Below are 17,236 nucleotides of genomic sequence, written 5' to 3'. Positions count from 1 at the left end.
CCGGTGACGCAACACCCCCCGACCGCGGACGACTTGCTCCGTGCGGTCATCGACACGTTCGACCCCGCGGAGCGACCGGGCGAGGACGACAGCCTCATCTCCTGGGGCCTGGACTCGATCACCCTGATGAGGATCGCCGGCGGCTGGCGCCGGCAGGGCGTCAGAATCGGCTTCGCCGAACTCGCCAAGGAACCGACGCTCAGGGCCTGGCGGACCCTGCTGGCCTCCCGCACCCGGGCCACCTCAACCCCCACCCCCGGTCTCGGCCCCGACCCCGGGCCGCAGGCCGGACCCGGACCCGAACCCGCCCCGGCGCCCGCCCCCGTCACCGCCCCGGACGGGCCGTTCCCGCTGGCCGTGATGCAGCACGCGTACTGGATCGGACGCGGTGAGGACACCACCCTGGGATCCGTCGCGGCCCACCTCTACGTCGAGTTCGACGGCACCGCCGTGGACCCCGCGCGCCTCGACACGGCCGTAGGGGCCCTCGTGGCCCGCCACGGCATGCTCCGCGCCCGGTTCACCGACGACGGCCGCCAGGAGATCCGGCCCGCGCTCACCCGCCCCGCCACGACCGTCCACGACCTGCGCGGCCTCGACGAGAAGGCGGTCACGACCCGCCTGGAGGAGCTGCGGCAGGCCTCCTCGCACGCCCGGCTGGACGTCGAGGGCGGCGAGGTGTTCTCCGTGCGGCTCTCGCTGCTGCCGGAGGGACGCGCCCGGCTCCACGTCGACGTCGACATGCTCGCCGCGGACGCGCTCAGCTACCGGGTCCTCCTCGCCGACCTCGCCGCGCTGTACGAGGACCCCGGCGCCGCCCTGCCGCCCATCCGCACCAGCTACCCGGCCTACCTCGCCGAGCGCGCGGACGTACGCCGGCTCAGCCGTGAGCAGGCGCGCGCCCGGTGGCGGCGGCGGGTGCCCGAGCTGCCCAGCGCGCCCGAGCTGCCCCTGGTCGCCGAGGCGGAGCGGGCCGACCCGACCCGGGTGACCCGGCGCCACCACTGGCTGCCGCCGGGGGAGAAGCGCCGGCTGACCGCCCGCGCCCACCAGCACGGGCTGACCCCCGCCATGGCGGTGGCGACCGCCTTCGCGGAGGTGCTCGCCGCCTGGAGCGGTCAGCCGCGCTTCCTGCTCAACGTGCCGATGTTCGACCGGCGCGGCTCGCACCCGGACGTCGACCTGCTCGTCGGCGACTTCACCAGCTCGGTGCTGCTGGACGTCGACCTCGGCGCCCCCGCGCCCTTCGCCGAGCACGCCCGGCGCCTCCAGGACCGGATGCACACCGACGCCGCGCACGCCGACTACTCCGGCGTGGAGGTCCTGCGCGACCTCTCCCGCGAGCGCGGCGAACAGGTCCTCGCCCCGGTCGTGTTCACCAGCGCGCTCAACCTCGGCGAACTGTTCGACGCCGGGGTGCGGCGGTCCTTCGGCGAGCCGGTGTGGATCATCTCCCAGGGCCCGCAGGTCCTGCTGGACGCCCAGGTCACCGAGGTCGACGGGGGTCTGCTGGTCAACTGGGACGTCCGCGAGGACGCCTTCCCCGCCGGGCTGGTCGACGCGATGTTCGCCGCCTTCCACGGGCTCGTCACCCGCCTCGGCACCGAGGACGAGGCCTGGGACCGGCCGGTGCCCGCCCTGCTCCCCGCCGACCAGCGCGAGGTCCGCTCCGCCGTCAACGCCACCGCCGGCCCGCGCGGGCACCGCCTGCTCCACGACGGCTTCTTCGCCCGGGCGGCCGCCAACCCGGAGGCGCCGGCGCTGCTGTGGGGGACGGACGGAGTGCTGACCCACGGCGAGCTGGCCGACCGCGCGCTGCGCTGCGCCGCCGCCCTCGCGGCCCGCGGCACCCGCCCCGGGGACACCGTCGCCGTGAGCCTCCCCAAGGGACCGGACCAGCTCACCGCCGTCCTCGGCGTGCTCGCCGCGGGCGCCGCGTACGTGCCGGTCGGGGTGGACCAGCCGCCCGCCCGCCGCGACCGCATCCTCGCCACCGCGGGCTGCCGTACGGTCCTCACCGACGGCCGCCCCCTGGCGGGACCGGACGGCCCGCACGCCCCGGACGCCCCGCGGCCGGACGTGCTGCCGGTCGCGGAGGCGGTGCGCGAGGCGCCCCTGCCGGAGCCGGTGCGGGTGGACGAGGAGCAGGTCGCCTACGTCCTGTTCACCTCCGGCTCCACCGGCGAGCCCAAGGGAGTCGACGTGCCGCACCGGGCGGCCGTGAACACGATCGACGACCTCAACGACCGGTACGCGGTGGACGCGTCGGACCGCTGCCTCGCCCTGTCCGCGCTGGAGTTCGACCTCTCCGTCTACGACGTCTTCGGCCTCCTCGGCGCCGGCGGCGCGGTGGTCCTCGTCGACGACGACGACCGGCGCGAGGCCCGCCGGTGGGCCGACCTGGTGCGGCGGCACCGGGTGACGCTCGTCAACTGCGTGCCCGCGCTCCTCGACATGCTGCTCCTCGCCACCGCCCCCGGCGAACTCGGCGGCCTGCGCGCCGTGCTGCTGGGCGGCGACCGGGTCGGCACCGACCTCCCCGCCCGGCTCGCCGAGCGGGCCCCCGGCTGCCGGTTCACCGGGCTCGGCGGCACCACCGAGACGGCGATCCACTCCACCGTCTGCGAGGTGACGGGCGGTCGGGTGCCCGCCCACTGGAAGGCGGTCCCCTACGGCACCCCGCTGCGCAACGTGCGCTGCCGCGTCGTCGACCCGCGCGGCCGGGACTGCCCCGACTGGGTGCCCGGCGAACTGTGGATCGGCGGCGACGGCGTGGCCCTCGGCTACCGGTCCGATCCGGACCGCACGGCCGAGAGGTTCACGGAGGCGGACGGTGTGCGCTGGTACCGCACCGGCGACCTCGCCCGCTACCGGCCCGACGGCACTCTGGAGTTCCTCGGGCGCCGCGACCACCAGGTGAAGGTCCGGGGCTTCCGCGTCGAGCTGGGCGAGGTGGAGGCGGCCCTCGCCGGACACCCCGCCGTACGGGGGGCCGTCGCCGGTCTCACCCGGGGCCAGGGCGTCCAGCTCGCGGCCGCGGTGGCCGCCGAGGCGGTCACGGAGGCGGATCTGCGGGAGTGGGCCCGGTCGGTGCTGCCGCCGCACATGGTCCCGGCCCGGATCGCGGTCACCGGGGAGCTGCCGCTGACGCAGAACGGCAAGCTCGACCGGCGGGCCGTGCGGGAGCTGTGGGCGGGGGACCACGACGGCGGGCACCGCGCGCCCGGCACCGCGCTGGAGTCGGTGGTCGCCGGCACCTGGGCCGACGTCCTGGGCGTCGAACGGGTCGGCCTCGACGAGGGGTTCTTCGCGCTCGGCGGCGACTCGGTGCTCGCCACCGTGATCGTGGCCCGGCTGCGTGAGGCGCTGGACACCTCCGAGGTGTCCGTCCGCTCCCTCTTCGCGAGCCTGACCGCCGGCGGTATGGCCGAGCGGCTGGCGGCCGAGGAGAGCACCCCCGGCCGGCTGGAACAGGTCGCCGCCCTGCATCTGGAGATCCAGGCGATGTCGGCCGAGGAGATCGACGCGGCGCTCGGCGAGGCGTAGGAGCGAGAAGGACGAGTGGGAAGGGAAGCAGCAAGAAGGACGAGCGGGAAGGAAAGAAGGAGGGGCCGCGGGGTGGACCGTACACCCCGAGGCCCCTCCGGCTCGGACGGGTCGCCTCGATCACCGGCCGCCGGTGGTCGCTAGTCGAACTTGGCGAACCCGGGCTCCAGGTTGTCCAGCGCCCAGGGGATGCCCAGCGCGGACGGGCTCCTGAGCTGGCTGACCGTCTCGACGTCGGTGACGACGTAGTTGTCCTTCTCCACCGCGGACATGCTCTTGACCAGCGCGCTCGCCTCGAACGCCTGCTGGAGGTCCTTCGTCGTGAATGCGATGACCACCAGATCGGCGTCCAGCCTGTCGAGTTGCTCGAAGGACAGCTCGCCGGTGGGGGAGCCGCTGACCGTCTTGATGTCCGTGATCGACGGGGTCAGTTTCAGCCCCAGCTCGCCCATCAGCTTCGCCGCGAAGTCGTCCTCGGAGGCGATCGTGTAGATCTTGGCCGGGGTGTTGCCGATGGACAGGGTGTACGTCTTGCCGTTCAGCCCCGGGTGGGCCGCCCTGACCTCGTCGATGGCGGCCTCGGTGCCGGCGACGACCTTCTCCGCCTCCTGCTGCTTGCCGACCGCCTTGCCCACCACCTGCACGTGCTCCTGCCAGGACTGCGCGCCCCACGCGGTCTCGTAGCCGATGGTCGGCGCCACCGCGGCGAGGTTCTTGTAGTCCTTGTCCAGCTGGAAGTCGGAGGTGGCCAGGATCAGGTCGGGCTGGAGCGAGGCCACCTTCTCGAAGTCGACGCCGTTGACGGTGTCGAGGAGCGTGGTCTTCTCCGTGTCGATCCGGTCCTTCAGCCATGGGTAGACGCCGTCGGCGGCGAAGGCGTCCTGGGTGATGCCGACCGGGGTGATGCCCAGCGCGTAGAGCGCGTCGATGTCGTCCGTGCCGCCGCCCCCGATCACCACCACGCGCTCCGGCGCCTTCGTGATCCGCGTGGAGCCGAACTTGTGCTCGATGGTGACCGGGAAGGCGGAGGAGGAGGTGCTCGCCTCGCCCGAGGCGCCCGACGCGCCGTCCTCGTCCTCCTCGACGGAGCCGCAGGCCGTCGCTCCGGCGGCCAGTATGACGGTGAGAAGGGTCGTGAGGAGCTTTCTCGACATGGGCATCCCTTTTCGCCGGTGCGGGAGGAGCCGTACGGCCGTCAGTAAAGCAAGGTAAGGCTTACCTTAGCAATGCGTTCTGGCCGAAGTCGCGGGCCGGGCGACTGATGTGACGTTTCCTCAGAACACCTGACCTCAGAACACCTGACTGAATAAGGGAGTTGAGGGAAGGGGGCGCCGGTGCCCGGCTCCGTCTCAGGGCCGGTCGGTGAGGTAGCCCCCCATCGTGCGGAAGTACTCGCCCGCCGCGTACTCCGTGCCGTCGTCCGTGCGCAGCCGCCGGATCACCAGCCCCCGGGACCGGCCGGTGTGCGCCTCGGGACCGGCCACGACGACCACGCCGTCGCCCTCCCGGATGAAGATCCGCCCCGGCGTGCCGCCGTAGCGGCCCTCCGAGACCGCGGCCGAGACGATCCGCAGCCGCTGACCCCGGTGGTGGGTGAAGGCGTTCGGGTACGGGTCCGACTGGGCGCGCACCAGCCGTTCCAGCCGCTCGGCCGGCCACCGCCAGTCGATGCGGCTGTCCTCGGGCGCCCTCTTGTGGAAGAAGCTCGCCCGGTCGCGGTCCTGCGGCACCCACTGCCCGGCGTCCCGGCCCGAGGCGATGAGGTCGAGCGATTCGCGCACGATCGGCGCGATCAGGCCGACCGTGCGGTGGAACAGGTCGGTCGCCGTGTCGGCGGGCCCGACCGGCACCGCGCGCTGCACCAGGATGTCCCCGGCGTCCAGTTCGGCGTTCATCCGGTGCGCGGTCACACCGACCCGCTCCTCGCCGTTGATCAGCGCCCAGATGAGGGGGGAGAAGCCGGCGTACGCCGGCAGCAGCGAGTCGTGGATGTTGAGCGTGCCGTGCGGCGGGAGGTCGAACAGCTCGGGCGGCAGCCAGGTGCGCCAGTTGTTGGCGACGATGATGTCGGGGCGGGCCGCGCGGACGGCGTCGAGGAGTTCGGGGTCGTCGGGGCGGTTGCGGAGCAGGACCGGGATGTCGTTCTTCTCGGCGAGTTCGGCGACGTTGTCGCCCCAGATCCTCTCGTAGGCGTGATCGCTCCTGGGGTGGGTGAGTACGAGGACGACCTCGTGCTCGGAGTCGAGCAGGGCCTGGAGTGTGCGGTGCCCCCAGGTCTGGTAGCCGAGCATGACGACGCGCAAGGCGGTTCTCCCCTCCGACGGCTCCATTGCAAGGTAAGGCTTACCTTATCTAACATGTGGCTGCCTGAGGGAGGCGATGCCACGGTGAAACCCCCACCGCATCTGGGATCGGACACCAGCCACGACATCCTCGGAATCGGCTTCGGCCCGTCGAATCTCGCCCTGGCCATAGCGATCGAGGAACACAACGCCGGACTCCCGCCCGAGCGGCGGCTCGACGCCCACTTCCTCGAACGCCAGCCGCGTTTCGGCTGGCACCGGGGCATGCTCATCGACGACGCCACCATGCAGGTGTCCTTCCTCAAGGACCTGGTGACGTTACGGAATCCGGCCAGCGACTTCAGTTTCCTGTGCTTCCTGCGCGACCGCGGCCGGCTCGTCGACTTCCTGAACCAGAAGACGCTCTTCCCGCTGCGCGTGGAGTTCCACGAGTACTTCGAGTGGGCCGCCGAGCGGATGCGCCACCTGGTGTCGTACAGCCACCACGTCGTCTCCATCGACCCGGTCCGGGACGAGTCCGGTGTCGTGACCTGCTTCGACGTCGTCTGCCGGGATCCCGAGCGGCCCGGCCGGACCCTGACCCGCAGGGCCCGCGACATCAGCGTGGCCGTCGGCCTCGAACCCCATGTGCCCCCGGGCGCCGAACTGACCGAACGGGTCTGGCACAACAGCGAGTTACTGCCCCGCGTCGCCGAACTGCGCGCACAGGGGCGGCCGGTGCGCCGGGCCGTAGTCCTCGGCGCCGGACAGAGCGCCGCCGAGACCGTCGACTACCTCCACCGCGCCTTCCCCGCCGCCGAGATCTGCGCGGTCTTCGCCAAGTACGGCTACACCCCGGCCGACGACAGCCCGTTCGCCAACCGCATCTTCGACCCGGAGGCGGTGGACGTGTACTTCACCGCGCCCTCCGAGGTGAAGCAGTCCCTGTTCGACTACCACCGCTCCACCAACTACTCGGTCGTCGACATGGACCTGATCGAGTCCCTGTACGCCACCTCCTACCGGGAGAAGGTCACCGGCGGGGAGCGGCTGCGCTTCCTCAACGTCTCCCGCATCCGCGACGTACGGCCGAGGGCCGACGCCTCGCTCGACATCGCCGTGGAGTTCCTGCCCACCGGCGAGGAGCAGGTGCTGGAGGCCGATCTGCTGGTGCACGCGACGGGATACCGCCCACGGGACCTGACGGCCCTGCTCGGCGAGGCGGCCAAGGTCTGTCTGCGCGACGACGGGGACGCCCTCCGGGTCACCCGCGACCACCGCGTGGAGACCGCGCCCGACGTCACCGCGGGCATCTACGTCCAGGGCGGCACCGAGCACACCCACGGACTGACCTCCACCCTGCTGTCCACCACCGCCGTCCGCGCCGCGGAGATCCACGGCTCCCTGCTGGACCGGCACGCCGCGTCCGCGTGACCCGGCCACCCGCGCCGGCCGTCCCACGGGCGCGCCCCATGGCCGGCCCCGGATCCCCGCCTCGTCGCACCGCCGCACCGCATCCGTCCGACCACCGCCCCGGCCCCGTCGCGGGCGGCGGCGCCGGCCCGACCCGCTCGCCGGCCCGGTCCGAACCCAGCGCCTCGCCGCCGTCCGACCGCCGTCCGACCACCGTCCGACCGCCGTCCGACCGCCGTCCGACCGCCGTCCGGCCGCGGCCCGCGGCCCGGCCCCGGTCGGCCGGGCCGGCCCACCCGCCCGGTCGTCCACGTCCCCTGCCCCCGACCGGGAGGCGTCGTGCCCCTCACCACCACCGGCGAACTGGTCACCCGGGCCCGCGCGGCCCGCACCGCCGTCGCCGCCTTCAACATCGTCACGCTGGAGCACCTCGAGGCCGTCGTCACCGGCGCCGAGTCCGTCCGCGCCCCCGTCGTCCTCCAGGTCAGCGAGAACGCGGTCAGGTTCCGCCGCGGACGGGTGCTCCCGCTCGCCCGTGCCGCCGCCACCGCCGCCGAACGGGCCGCCGTACCCGTCGCGCTGCACCTCGACCACGTCCGGAGCGACGCCCTGCTCCGGCAGGCCGCGGACGCCGGCTTCAGCTTCGTCATGTACGACGCCTCCCGCCTGCCGTACGAGGAGAACCTCGCCGCCACCCGGGCGGCCGTCGACTGGGCGCACGCCCACGGCCTGTGGATCGAGGCCGAGTTGGGAGAGATCGGCGGCAAGGACGGGACACCCCCGCGCGACGCCCACGCGCCCGGCGCCCGCACCGACCCCGCCGAGGCCCGCGCGTTCGTCACGCACTCCGGGGTGGACGCCCTGGCCGTCGCCGTCGGCAGCGTCCACGCCATGACCACGCGCACCGCGTCCCTCGACCACGACCTGCTCGGGCGGCTCGGCACCACCCTGGACGTGCCCCTCGTCCTGCACGGCTCCTCCGGCGTGCCCGACGAGGAGCTGCGGGCCGCCGTCGCGGGCGGCATCGCCAAGGTGAACGTCGGCACCGCCCTCAACCTGGCCCTGACGGGCGCGATCAGGCAGTACCTCCACACGCACCCGGACGCGGTCGACGCGCGCGCCTACCTGGACGCCGGCCGCGAGGCGATGGCCCGGACGGTCCGGCGGATCCTCACCGGCGTGGGGCTCACCCCCGCTTGACGGCCTTCAGCACCACGAACTTGCGGTCACCGGCGACCAGCCTGCTGTTGCCGAACAGCCGTCGCAGCTTCACGTGGTACCCGAGGTGCCGGTTGCCCACCACCCACAGCTCACCGCCCGGCCGCAGGGCGCGCCGCGCCCCGGTGAACATCCGCCACGCCGTGGCGTCCGTCGTCGCCTGGTGGGAGTGGAACGGCGGGTTGTTCAGGACGAGGTCGACGCTGCCGTCCGGTACGCCCGCCAGCCCGTCGCCGACCCGGAACTCCGCGTGCCCCGGCATTCCGTTCGCCTTGTACGTCGCCTCCGCCGAGGCCACCGCCTGGAACGACTCGTCGGTGAACAGCACCTCGGCCCGGGGGTCGGCCAGCGCCACCGCCGTCCCGACGATCCCGTTGCCGCAGCCGAGGTCGACGACGCGGCGCGCGCCCCGGGTGTCCGGCAGGTGCCCCAGGAAGAACCGGGTGCCGATGTCGAGCCGGTCGGCGCAGAACACCCCCGCGTGGTTGACGACCGGACGGCCGGAGAGCGGCCCGATGCCGTCGGGGAGGTCGTAGCCGTACGGCCACGGACTGGCGGGACGCTCCAGGGACGGGTCCGCAGCCGTGAGGACGAGTCGCGCCTTCTGCTCGGCGAGGGAGGTCCGGGTCGGGCCGAGGATCCGCTCGAACAACCGGAGCGTCGAGGTGTGGATCTCCTTCACCATGCCGGTCCCGACGACGACCGTGCCCGCGTGCACCGACGGCGCCAGCCGCAGCAGCTGGTCCTCCAGGAGCGCGAGGCTCTTCGGCACGCGCACCAGCAGTACGTCGATCCGGGCGGGCGGCGGGTCCTGGGTGGTCAGCAGCCGCACGGAGCCGGGTTCGGCGCCGTTGCGGGCGAGGTTCGCCCGGGTCGCCTCCTGCCCCAGCCAGGAGTCCGTGATCTGCGCCGGCCGGTGCGCGGCGAGCGCGGTCGCCAGCGCGCCCCAGCGGTCGCCGAGCACCACGACCGTCCCGGTCAGCGGGGTCCGCTCCGCGGCGAGGTGGCGCAGCAGGTACGCGTCGGAGGCGTCCCAGGCGCGCAGGCCGTCGCGCGGGTCCTCGGGGTGGCGGGCCAGCGAGAGCTCGCCCCACGGCGTCGTCATACGGTCGTCCATCGTGTGCCAAGGCTAGCCGAGCCGCAGCTCAGGCCCGCCGGGGGAGGATGGGGTCATGGACGGTGAGCTGTTCCCCCGCGAGCGCGCGCTGATCGCGCCGGGCGCGGTGCACGTTCCGGGCTGGCTGGACGCGACCGGCCGGCGGCGGCTCCTGGACGCCTGCCGCGAGTGGGCCCGGCCGCCCGCCGGCCTGCGCACGGTCCGCACCCCCGGCGGCGGCACGATGACCGCCCGCCAGGTCTGCCTCGGCTGGCACTGGTACCCGTACGCCTACGCCCGCACGGTCGTCGACGGCGACGGCACCCCCGTGAAGCCGTTCCCGGCGTGGCTGGGCGAGCTGGGCCGGCGCGCGGTGGCCGACACGCTGGGCCCCGAACAGGCCGGGCCGGCGGCGTACGACATCGCCCTGATCAACTTCTACGACGGCGACGCCCGCATGGGCATGCACCGCGACGCCGACGAGCGGTCCGACGCGCCCGTGGTCTCCCTCAGCCTCGGCGACACCTGCGTCTTCCGCTTCGGCAACACCGAGACCCGGACCCGCCCCTGGACCGACGTCGAGCTGCGCAGCGGCGACCTGTTCGTGTTCGGAGGGCCGTCGCGGCACGCCTACCACGGGGTGCCCCGGGTGCTGCCGGGGACGGCGCCGGCCGGGCTGGGACTGAGCGGGCGGCTGAACGTCACCCTGCGCGTCAGCGGCTTCCCGGGGGCCACCTGACCAGCGGATCATGGGAGACTCCCCCTCATGAGCGGCAAGGCGGACCCCCGGGCGGCGGGGGAAGGGACCACCTCCAGAACGCGGCTGGACCGGGGGCGCGGTGCGCTCGGACCCGCGTTGGAGCTCGTGCACACCGGACGGGCCCCCACCCGTGCGGTGCTCACCGCCGAACTCGGCGTCACGCGCGCCACCGCCGGCGCGGTCGCCGCCGAACTGGAGGCGCTGGGCCTGATCCGGGTCGACGCGCGGCCCGGTGCCGCCGCCGGCTCCCAGGGCCGCCCCTCCCACCGGCTCGAACTCGCCGAGGACGGTCCCGTCGCCCTCGCCGCCCAGGTGCACGCCGACGGATTCCGGGCCGCGCTGGTCGGCCTCGGCGGGCGGATCGTCGCGACGACGCCCGGCTGCGAGACCGTCGACGCCGACCCGGCCAAGGTGCTCGCCACCGTCGTGGAGGCCGGCGCGGAACTGCTGCGCGCCACCGGCCGCCGCTGTGTGGGCGCCGGACTCGCCGTGCCCTCCGCGGTCGCCGCACCCGAGGGCCTGGCCCTCAACCCGCTGCACCTGGCCTGGCCGGTCGGGGCGCCCGTCCTGGAGATCTTCGCCGAGCGGGTGCGCGCGGCCGGCATCACCGGCCCGGCCTTCGCCGCGAACGACGTCAACCTCGCCGCCCTCGCCGAGCACCGGCACGGCGCCGGGCGCGGCGCCCGCGACCTGCTGTGCGTGGCGACCGGCCACCGCGGGGTCGGCGGCGCGCTGGTGCTCGACGGGCGGCTGCACACGGGCAGTTCCGGGCTCGCCCTGGAGGTCGGCCACCTCACCGTCAACCCCGAGGGCCGGCCCTGCCACTGCGGCAGCCGCGGCTGCCTCGACGTCGAGGCCGACCCGCTGGCCCTCCTCACCACCGCCGGCCGCCGGCCCGGCCCGGAGGGCTCCCTGCTCCAGCAGGCCAACGAACTCGTCCGCGAGGAGTACGCCGACCCGGTCGTCCGCATGGCCGTCGAGGCCCTCATCGACCGGCTCGGGCTGGGCCTGGCCGGCCTGGTGAACATCCTCAACCCCGACCGGATCATCCTCGGCGGGCTGCACCGCACCCTCCTGGACACCGACCCCGACCGCCTCCGCGCGGTCGTCGCCGACCGCAGCCTGTGGGGCCGTAGCGGAGGCGTCCCCATCCTGGCCTGCTCCCTCGACCACAACAGTCTGGTCGGCGCCGCGGAGCTGGCCTGGCAGCCGGTGCTGGACGACCCGCTGGAAGCGCTGAGCCGGGTCTGAACACCCCTGTCCGCCGCGGGGTGCCCGGCGGCGGACGGTCACGCCCCCTGAGCCGGCCGCCCGCGCAGCCGGTCCGGCGTCGCCCCGCCACGGCGCACACCGCGGCGCGGTCCCGCCCGCCGCCCTTCCGGCGGGACGCCTGCGAGCGCGGTGCGGACGGCGTTCACCACTGCCGGCCCCCGGACAGCACGGCCCGCCCCGGCGCCGACACGTGCAGCACCTGGAACAGGTCGCCGCCGCGCACCGCGCCGGGTTCCGCGTGCTCCCACAGCGAGAAGTGCACGGTCTCCCAGCGGCTGGTGTCGACGGCCGCCGCCGCGAGCACCGCCCCGTCCTCCCGCGCGAGCCGCCCGGCCTCGTCCGCCGCCTCCCGCGCCACCTGCGCGTACTCCACCCCGTCCGGCACGGGTCGGCGGTGCCGTACGGCGAACCGGGCGGGTGCGCCGGCGGCGACGCCCTCCTCGTACGCGAGGCCCGTCCACTGCCGGACCGCCGGACGCCCGAAGTCGTCGCTCAGCCCCTGGAAGGGGCCGCCCCACAGGAAGGCGTTCATGCCCTCCACCGTGTTCCACAGGTAGAACGGCGCGTACTGGTCGACCGGCGAGCCGTGCACCCCGCGCTCGCGCAGGAGGTACGCCTTGAGGCCGAGCCCGGCCCAGTCGTCGAGCCTGTGCCCGACGCGCGACACTCGGGCGCGGATCAAGTCCGTGTCGTAGTCGGCGGGCAGCGTCACCGCGTACTGCATGGCGTGCATCGGGATCGGACTCCTCGTGAGGCGGGGCGGTCGTACGGCCGGAGGCACCGGGCGGGCGGACCGGGGTGCCGGGCGGGGGCGCTGGGCGGGCGGAGCGGGGTGCCGGGCGGGGCGCTGGGCGGGCGGACCGGGGTGCCGGGCGGGGCGCTGGGCGGGCGGACCGGGGTGCCGGGCGGAGGTGCTCGGGGGCCGGGCAGGTGGCACAGGGCGAAGGTGCCCGCCGGTTGGTCCGGGGTGCCGGGCGGCGGGTGGTTCCTGGCGGGTGGTCCGGGGTGCCCGAGGGGTGTTCCCAGCAGGCGACGGGAGGCGGGCGGCAGGTGGTTCCTGGCGGGTGGTCGGGCGTGCCCGAGGGGCGTTCCTAGCAGGCGGCACGGGAGGCGGGCGGGGAGGACAGCAGGGACAGCAGCCCCCGGACGCCCGCGTCGAAGGCGGCGGGTGAGCCCGAGGCGCGGGCGAGCACATAGCCGCCCTGCACGGTCGCGACCACGGCCGCGGCGATCTCCTCGCCGTCCAGCCCGGGCCCGAAGTCGCCTCGCGCCTTGCCCTCCTCGACGATCCCGGCGAGCCGCCCGCGCAGCCAGCCGATCGTCTCGTCGACCGGTGCGCGCAGTTCCTCGTCGGCGACGACGTCCGGATCCATCGTCAGCCGACCGAGGGGACAGCCGCGTAGTACGTCCCGCTCCCGCAGCAGATACGCCTCGATCCGCTCGTACGGCGTACCCGGCCCGCCGAGCACGCCCTCGGCCGAGGCCCGCATCTCCTCGGCCGTCCTGCGGATCGCCGCCGCGGCGAGATCGGGTTTGCCCCGGAAGTGGTGGTACATGCTGCCCTGCCCGGCGCCGGCCCGCTCCAGGATCGCCTTGGGGCTGGTGCCCACATAGCCGCGCTCCCAGAGCAGCTCCCGGGTGGACTCGATCAGTCGCTCCGACGTGCTCATACACCGAACAGTACATACCAGTAGGTACAGAAGTCGACCTCTGCCGCCCCGGCCTCGGCGTACCGCCCGGGACGCCCCGACGGGGGCGGAGGGGACACCGCCAGGCGTGGTGAGGGCATGCGCCGCCGAGGCACCGTCGGGGGCCGGCCGGGCGCCGCCGGGTCAGCCGACGGCGGCCGACCGGGCGGGAGCGTGCGCCGGAGCGCGGTCGTCGACCGCGACGACCTCCGGGAACAGGCGCGCACCCTGCTCGCCGGCCGCCCGGCGCGGCGGACGTGCCGCGCGGTCCCGTGCCGCACCGAGGGCCGGCAGTGTGAACCACACGACCTTGCCGGACTCGCCGTCCGGCCGTGCTCCCCAGCTCTCGCTGACCGCGGCCACCATCGCCAGGCCGCGCCCGCACGTGGCGAGGGCGTAGGGGTCCGTGACGTGCTCCACCACGGGAAGCCGCGGGTCGTGGTCACGCACGGAGACGGTGAGCCGGCCGAGCAGCAGTTCCATCTCCACGGTGCACGTCTTGTCGGGCTGGGCGTGCCGGTGGACGTTGGTCAACAGCTCCGTCACACCGAGCGCGGCCCGGTCTATGAGGGGATCCAGATGCCAGTAGCGCAACTGCGCCGATACGATTCTGCGGACCTGGCCGATCCGCGACGGCAGGGCTTGAAGCTCCACCGTGCAGTGCCTGCTTGGGTTGCTGATCACGGCTGCGACTCCCCGACGTGAGGTCCGGAAGAACACGGAGTTCGGATCGATCGGAGCAGTGCGTCTGCGCGAGGCGGCCGCCTGCTGTCGTGGCCGGCGGGCTGGTTCGCAGCGTTATCGCCGGTAAACCCAGAGTGACGTGAGACCAGCGTGACGCAAGGTTCCCCGGACCGCAACTCGCCGTCATGGGCCCGTCACCCTGCGCGGCCGGCTCAGTCGCCGCGGCCCGCCGCCCGGCGTACCGCCTCGATGAACCGGCTTGCCGCGGGCGGCCCGGGCTCTCCCGGTGCCGGGTCGTGGTCACCGAGGGTGAGCAGGTACCGCTGGCCGTTGAGGTCGGCCAGCGCCCGGTCGTCCGGCGCGAACCACGGCCGCGAGGCGCGTACCGCCTGCACCGGAGCGCTGTCGATCTCGCTGCCGTAACTGGTGAGCAGCTCCAGCCGGCCGTCGCTGATCCGGACCTGTCCGGCCCGGGTGAGCGACCGCAGCCGCTTGCCGATCCGCACGCCCTTCGCGGTGAACTCCGGCTCCGCCATGCCCGCCCCCTTGCCCGTGGGTGTCCCGGCCCGCGTCCCGCGCCTCCTCCGGCGTGCTGCCACGCGGGCCGGCACCAGCTCGTGTCGTGATCCAGTGTGCGCCCCCGTACGGGACCTTCGTCCCGCCGGGTGCAGTCTGCCCGCGCGGGACGCCGAGCACCAGTACGTGCGACACGCGGTCCGGGGGCGGCCGGAGCACTCGCGCGAATGCGCCCCCGCCCGGCCCCCACCCGGCGCGGCCGCCCGGCCCCCGATCGGCGCGCCCCGCTCGCCCCCAGGGCCGCCTTTGAGCCGCTCAAAGCGGTGTTTATGCAGGTGGGAAGCGGTGTGAAAGGTGCTTATGATCGAACCGTCGGCCGCCCGAGGGGCGTCGGCGCGCAGCACGAAGGAGCACCGCCGTGACCGTCCCCGCGCAGAGCCCGACCGGCGCCACCCTCGACGTCGACCGCAGCGATCCCGCCTACCGCACCTGGCTGAAAGAAGCCGTCCGCAAGGTCCAGGCCGACGCCAACCGTTCGGCCGACACGCATCTGCTGCGCTTCCCGCTGCCCGAGAGCTGGGGCATCGACCTGTATCTCAAGGACGAGTCGACCCACCCCACCGGCAGCCTCAAGCACCGCCTCGCCCGCTCCCTCTTCCTCTACGGCCTGTGCAATGGCTGGATCCGGCCGGAACGCCCGGTGATCGAGGCGTCCAGCGGCTCGACGGCCGTCTCCGAGGCGTACTTCGCCCAGCTGATCGGCGTGCCCTTCATCGCCGTCATGCCGCGCACGACGAGCGCAGAGAAGATACGCCTGATCGAGTTCCACGGCGGCCGGTGCCACTTCGTGGACGACTCACGGAAGATGTACGAGGAGTCCGCCCGCCTCGCGGGGGAGACCGGCGGTCACTACATGGACCAGTTCACCTACGCCGAACGGGCCACGGACTGGCGCGGCAACAACAACATCGCCGAATCCATCTTCCGGCAACTGGCGTTGGAGCGGTTTCCCGAGCCCGCGTGGATCGTCGCCACGGCCGGCACCGGCGGCACCTCGGCGACCATCGCGCGCTACGTCCACTACATGCAGTGCGACACCCGCGTGTGCGTCGCCGACCCCGAGAACTCCTGTTTCTTCGACGGCTGGACCACCGGCGATCCGGACGTCACCTGCGACCGCGGCTCCCGCATCGAGGGCATCGGCCGGCCCCGTATGGAACCGAGCTTCGTCCCCGGCGCCGTCGACCGGATGATGAAGGTCCCGGACGCCGCCGGCGTCGCCGCGGTCCGCGCCCTGGAGCGGGTCATCGGTCGCAGGGCGGGCGGCTCGACCGGTACCGGCCTGTGGAGCGCGTTCAAGATCGTCGCCGAGATGGCGGCCGAGGGGCGGCAGGGCAGTGTGGTGACCCTGCTGTGCGACCCCGGCGACCGCTACCTCGACAAGTACTACTCCGACGCCTGGCTCACCGGACAGGGCCTGGACATCACCTCGTACAGCGCGGCGATCGACACACTGCTGGCGACGGGCGTCTGGCCGCACTGAGGGCCCCGGAAGAGCGTGACCCGCGCTCGGGCCCGAGCGCGGACGTCCACGGACGGTCCCGCTGATCCGCGCTCCTCGGCACGGATCCCCGCCACGGTCCCGCGAGTCTCCGCCGGCGCCGTCCGAAACCCCGTCAGGTGTCCGTGTCCGAATCCGAGTCCGTGTCGGGCTCGCCCGCGACCACCAGCCGCCGCAGGTGCTCGGAGACCTCCGCGCGGGCCTCGTCCGGCAGGCCGGAGTCCGTCACCAGCGTGTCGACCTGCTCCAGCGCCGCGAAGGAGCTGAGCCCCACCACACCCCACTTGGTGTGGTCGGCGACCACCACGACCCGGCGCGCCGACTGCACCAGACGCCGATTGGTCTCGGCTTCCGCCAGGTTCGGCGTCGACAGGCCGGCCTCGGCCGATATCCCGTGCACCCCGAGGAACAGCACGTCGAAGTGGAGCGCCGCGATGGCCTGGTCGGCCACCGGCCCCACCAGGGAGTCCGACGGGGTGCGCACGCCGCCGGTCAGCACCACCGTGGCCGCGCCCTGCCGGGGACCCGCCGCGCGCTGGGCGACGTGGAAGACGTCGGCCACCCGCACCGAGTTGGTCACCACCGTCAGATCCGGCACGTCCACCAGCCGGTGCGCGAGCGCGTACGTGGTCGTGCCGCCCGACAGCGCGATGGCGCTGCCCGGCACGACCAGGTCCGCCGCAGCCCGCGCGATGTCCTCCTTGGCGGTCAGCTCCAGGCCCGACTTCGCCTCGAAACCCGGCTCGTGGGTGCTCGCCTCCACCACCGGTACCGCGCCGCCGTGCACCTTCTCGAGCATGCCCTGCCGGGCCAGCGCGTCGAGGTCGCGGCGCACGGTCATGTCCGACACGCCGAGCTTGCGCGTCAGCTCGTTGACGCGGACGCCGCCACGGCGCCGGACCTCGTCCAGGATCAGGGCACGGCGCTGCTCCGCGAGGAGGTTCTGATTCTCACTCACGTCCGCTCCGGTCCTCTCGCCTCAAGCCGATCCGCTCCGTCCGACACACCCCGCGCACCTGCGACGACGGCGCCGTCACGCCGGTCGCCGGGTGAGCGGGCGTCCCATCCTCGCACGGGCCGGTGCGGGCCGCGCCACCACCCATCCGACGCGCACATGCCATCGCCGGACCGTACATCGGTTCCGTTCCTCACACGGATCGGCGGAGATTCGGTGACGACACGTGTGCGCGGGCCCCCGAA

Annotated in this window: 14 protein-coding genes; 6 read left to right on the top strand and 8 right to left on the bottom strand. The window is 74.1% G+C overall.

The window, feature by feature from the left end; all coding sequences use genetic code 11:
- Positions 1–3: 3 nt before the first annotated feature.
- Complete coding sequence (locus ACFV9M_RS18620) at positions 4–3,546, top strand: amino acid adenylation domain-containing protein (protein ID WP_385063041.1); 3,543 nt, start codon at positions 4–6, stop codon at positions 3,544–3,546.
- Positions 3,547–3,686: 140 nt separating this feature from the next.
- Here the strand turns inward: ACFV9M_RS18620 and ACFV9M_RS18615 are convergent, their stop codons facing one another.
- Both ACFV9M_RS18615 and ACFV9M_RS18610 read right to left on the bottom strand, forming a co-directional pair.
- On the bottom strand, positions 3,687–4,700 hold the full coding sequence (locus ACFV9M_RS18615) for an iron-siderophore ABC transporter substrate-binding protein (protein ID WP_385063042.1): 1,014 nt from the start codon (positions 4,698–4,700) through the stop codon (positions 3,687–3,689).
- Between the two features lie 195 nt (positions 4,701–4,895).
- Complete coding sequence (locus ACFV9M_RS18610) at positions 4,896–5,849, bottom strand: methionyl-tRNA formyltransferase (protein WP_385063044.1); 954 nt, start codon at positions 5,847–5,849, stop codon at positions 4,896–4,898.
- 54 nt (positions 5,850–5,903) lie between these two features.
- Here ACFV9M_RS18610 and ACFV9M_RS18605 point away from each other — a divergent pair, with 54 nt between their 5' ends.
- Positions 5,904–7,262, top strand: a complete 1,359-nt coding sequence (locus ACFV9M_RS18605) for a lysine N(6)-hydroxylase/L-ornithine N(5)-oxygenase family protein (RefSeq protein WP_385063046.1) — start codon at positions 5,904–5,906, stop codon at positions 7,260–7,262.
- 318 nt (positions 7,263–7,580) lie between these two features.
- A complete protein-coding gene (locus ACFV9M_RS18600; protein ID WP_385063048.1) occupies positions 7,581–8,441 on the top strand; it encodes a ketose-bisphosphate aldolase in 861 nt (286 codons plus the stop codon).
- On the opposite strand, the gene ACFV9M_RS18595 is transcribed toward ACFV9M_RS18600, so the two are convergent.
- Positions 8,428–9,564 (bottom strand): methyltransferase, encoded by a 1,137-nt coding sequence (locus ACFV9M_RS18595; protein ID WP_385063049.1) that lies wholly within the window; start codon positions 9,562–9,564, stop codon positions 8,428–8,430. The two genes, ACFV9M_RS18600 and ACFV9M_RS18595, sit on opposite strands and share 14 nt — an antisense overlap.
- Positions 9,565–9,631: 67 nt before the next feature.
- On the opposite strand from ACFV9M_RS18595, the gene ACFV9M_RS18590 reads away from it, so the two are divergent.
- Complete coding sequence (locus tag ACFV9M_RS18590) at positions 9,632–10,294, top strand: alpha-ketoglutarate-dependent dioxygenase AlkB family protein (protein ID WP_385063051.1); 663 nt, start codon at positions 9,632–9,634, stop codon at positions 10,292–10,294.
- 27 nt (positions 10,295–10,321) lie between these two features.
- Positions 10,322–11,566 carry an ROK family protein gene (locus ACFV9M_RS18585; RefSeq protein ID WP_385063053.1) on the top strand — a complete coding sequence of 415 codons (1,245 nt, stop codon included), beginning with the start codon at positions 10,322–10,324 and terminating at the stop codon, positions 11,564–11,566.
- Between the two features lie 163 nt (positions 11,567–11,729).
- Here ACFV9M_RS18585 and ACFV9M_RS18580 read toward each other — a convergent pair whose 3' ends face one another.
- From ACFV9M_RS18580 to ACFV9M_RS18565, 4 genes are all read right to left on the bottom strand, one after another.
- On the bottom strand, positions 11,730–12,320 hold the full coding sequence (locus tag ACFV9M_RS18580; protein ID WP_385063055.1) for a DUF4865 family protein: 591 nt from the start codon (positions 12,318–12,320) through the stop codon (positions 11,730–11,732).
- A 358-nt stretch (positions 12,321–12,678) separates the two neighbouring features.
- Positions 12,679–13,257 carry a TetR/AcrR family transcriptional regulator gene (locus tag ACFV9M_RS18575; protein WP_385063057.1) on the bottom strand — a complete coding sequence of 193 codons (579 nt, stop codon included), beginning with the start codon at positions 13,255–13,257 and terminating at the stop codon, positions 12,679–12,681.
- A 162-nt stretch (positions 13,258–13,419) separates the two neighbouring features.
- Entirely contained in the window at positions 13,420–13,959 is a 540-nt protein-coding gene (locus ACFV9M_RS18570; protein ID WP_385063058.1) for an ATP-binding protein, read from the bottom strand.
- A gap of 212 nt (positions 13,960–14,171) precedes the next feature.
- A complete protein-coding gene (locus ACFV9M_RS18565; RefSeq protein ID WP_385063060.1) occupies positions 14,172–14,495 on the bottom strand; it encodes a hypothetical protein in 324 nt (107 codons plus the stop codon).
- Positions 14,496–14,893: 398 nt separating this feature from the next.
- Between ACFV9M_RS18565 and ACFV9M_RS18560 the strand changes: the two genes are divergently transcribed.
- Entirely contained in the window at positions 14,894–16,018 is a 1,125-nt protein-coding gene (locus ACFV9M_RS18560) for a PLP-dependent cysteine synthase family protein (protein WP_385063062.1), read from the top strand.
- A gap of 133 nt (positions 16,019–16,151) precedes the next feature.
- On the opposite strand, the gene ACFV9M_RS18555 is transcribed toward ACFV9M_RS18560, so the two are convergent.
- A complete protein-coding gene (locus ACFV9M_RS18555; RefSeq protein ID WP_385063063.1) occupies positions 16,152–16,994 on the bottom strand; it encodes a DeoR/GlpR family DNA-binding transcription regulator in 843 nt (280 codons plus the stop codon).
- Between the last annotated feature and the right edge of the window lie 242 nt (positions 16,995–17,236).

The sequence above is a fragment of the Streptomyces sp. NPDC059895 genome (assembly GCF_042731035.1).
Taxonomy (GTDB): Bacteria; Actinomycetota; Actinomycetes; order Streptomycetales; family Streptomycetaceae; genus Streptomyces.
The sequence above is the reverse complement of the archived record's forward strand: the minus strand, read 5'-3'. Positions and strand labels throughout refer to the sequence as shown.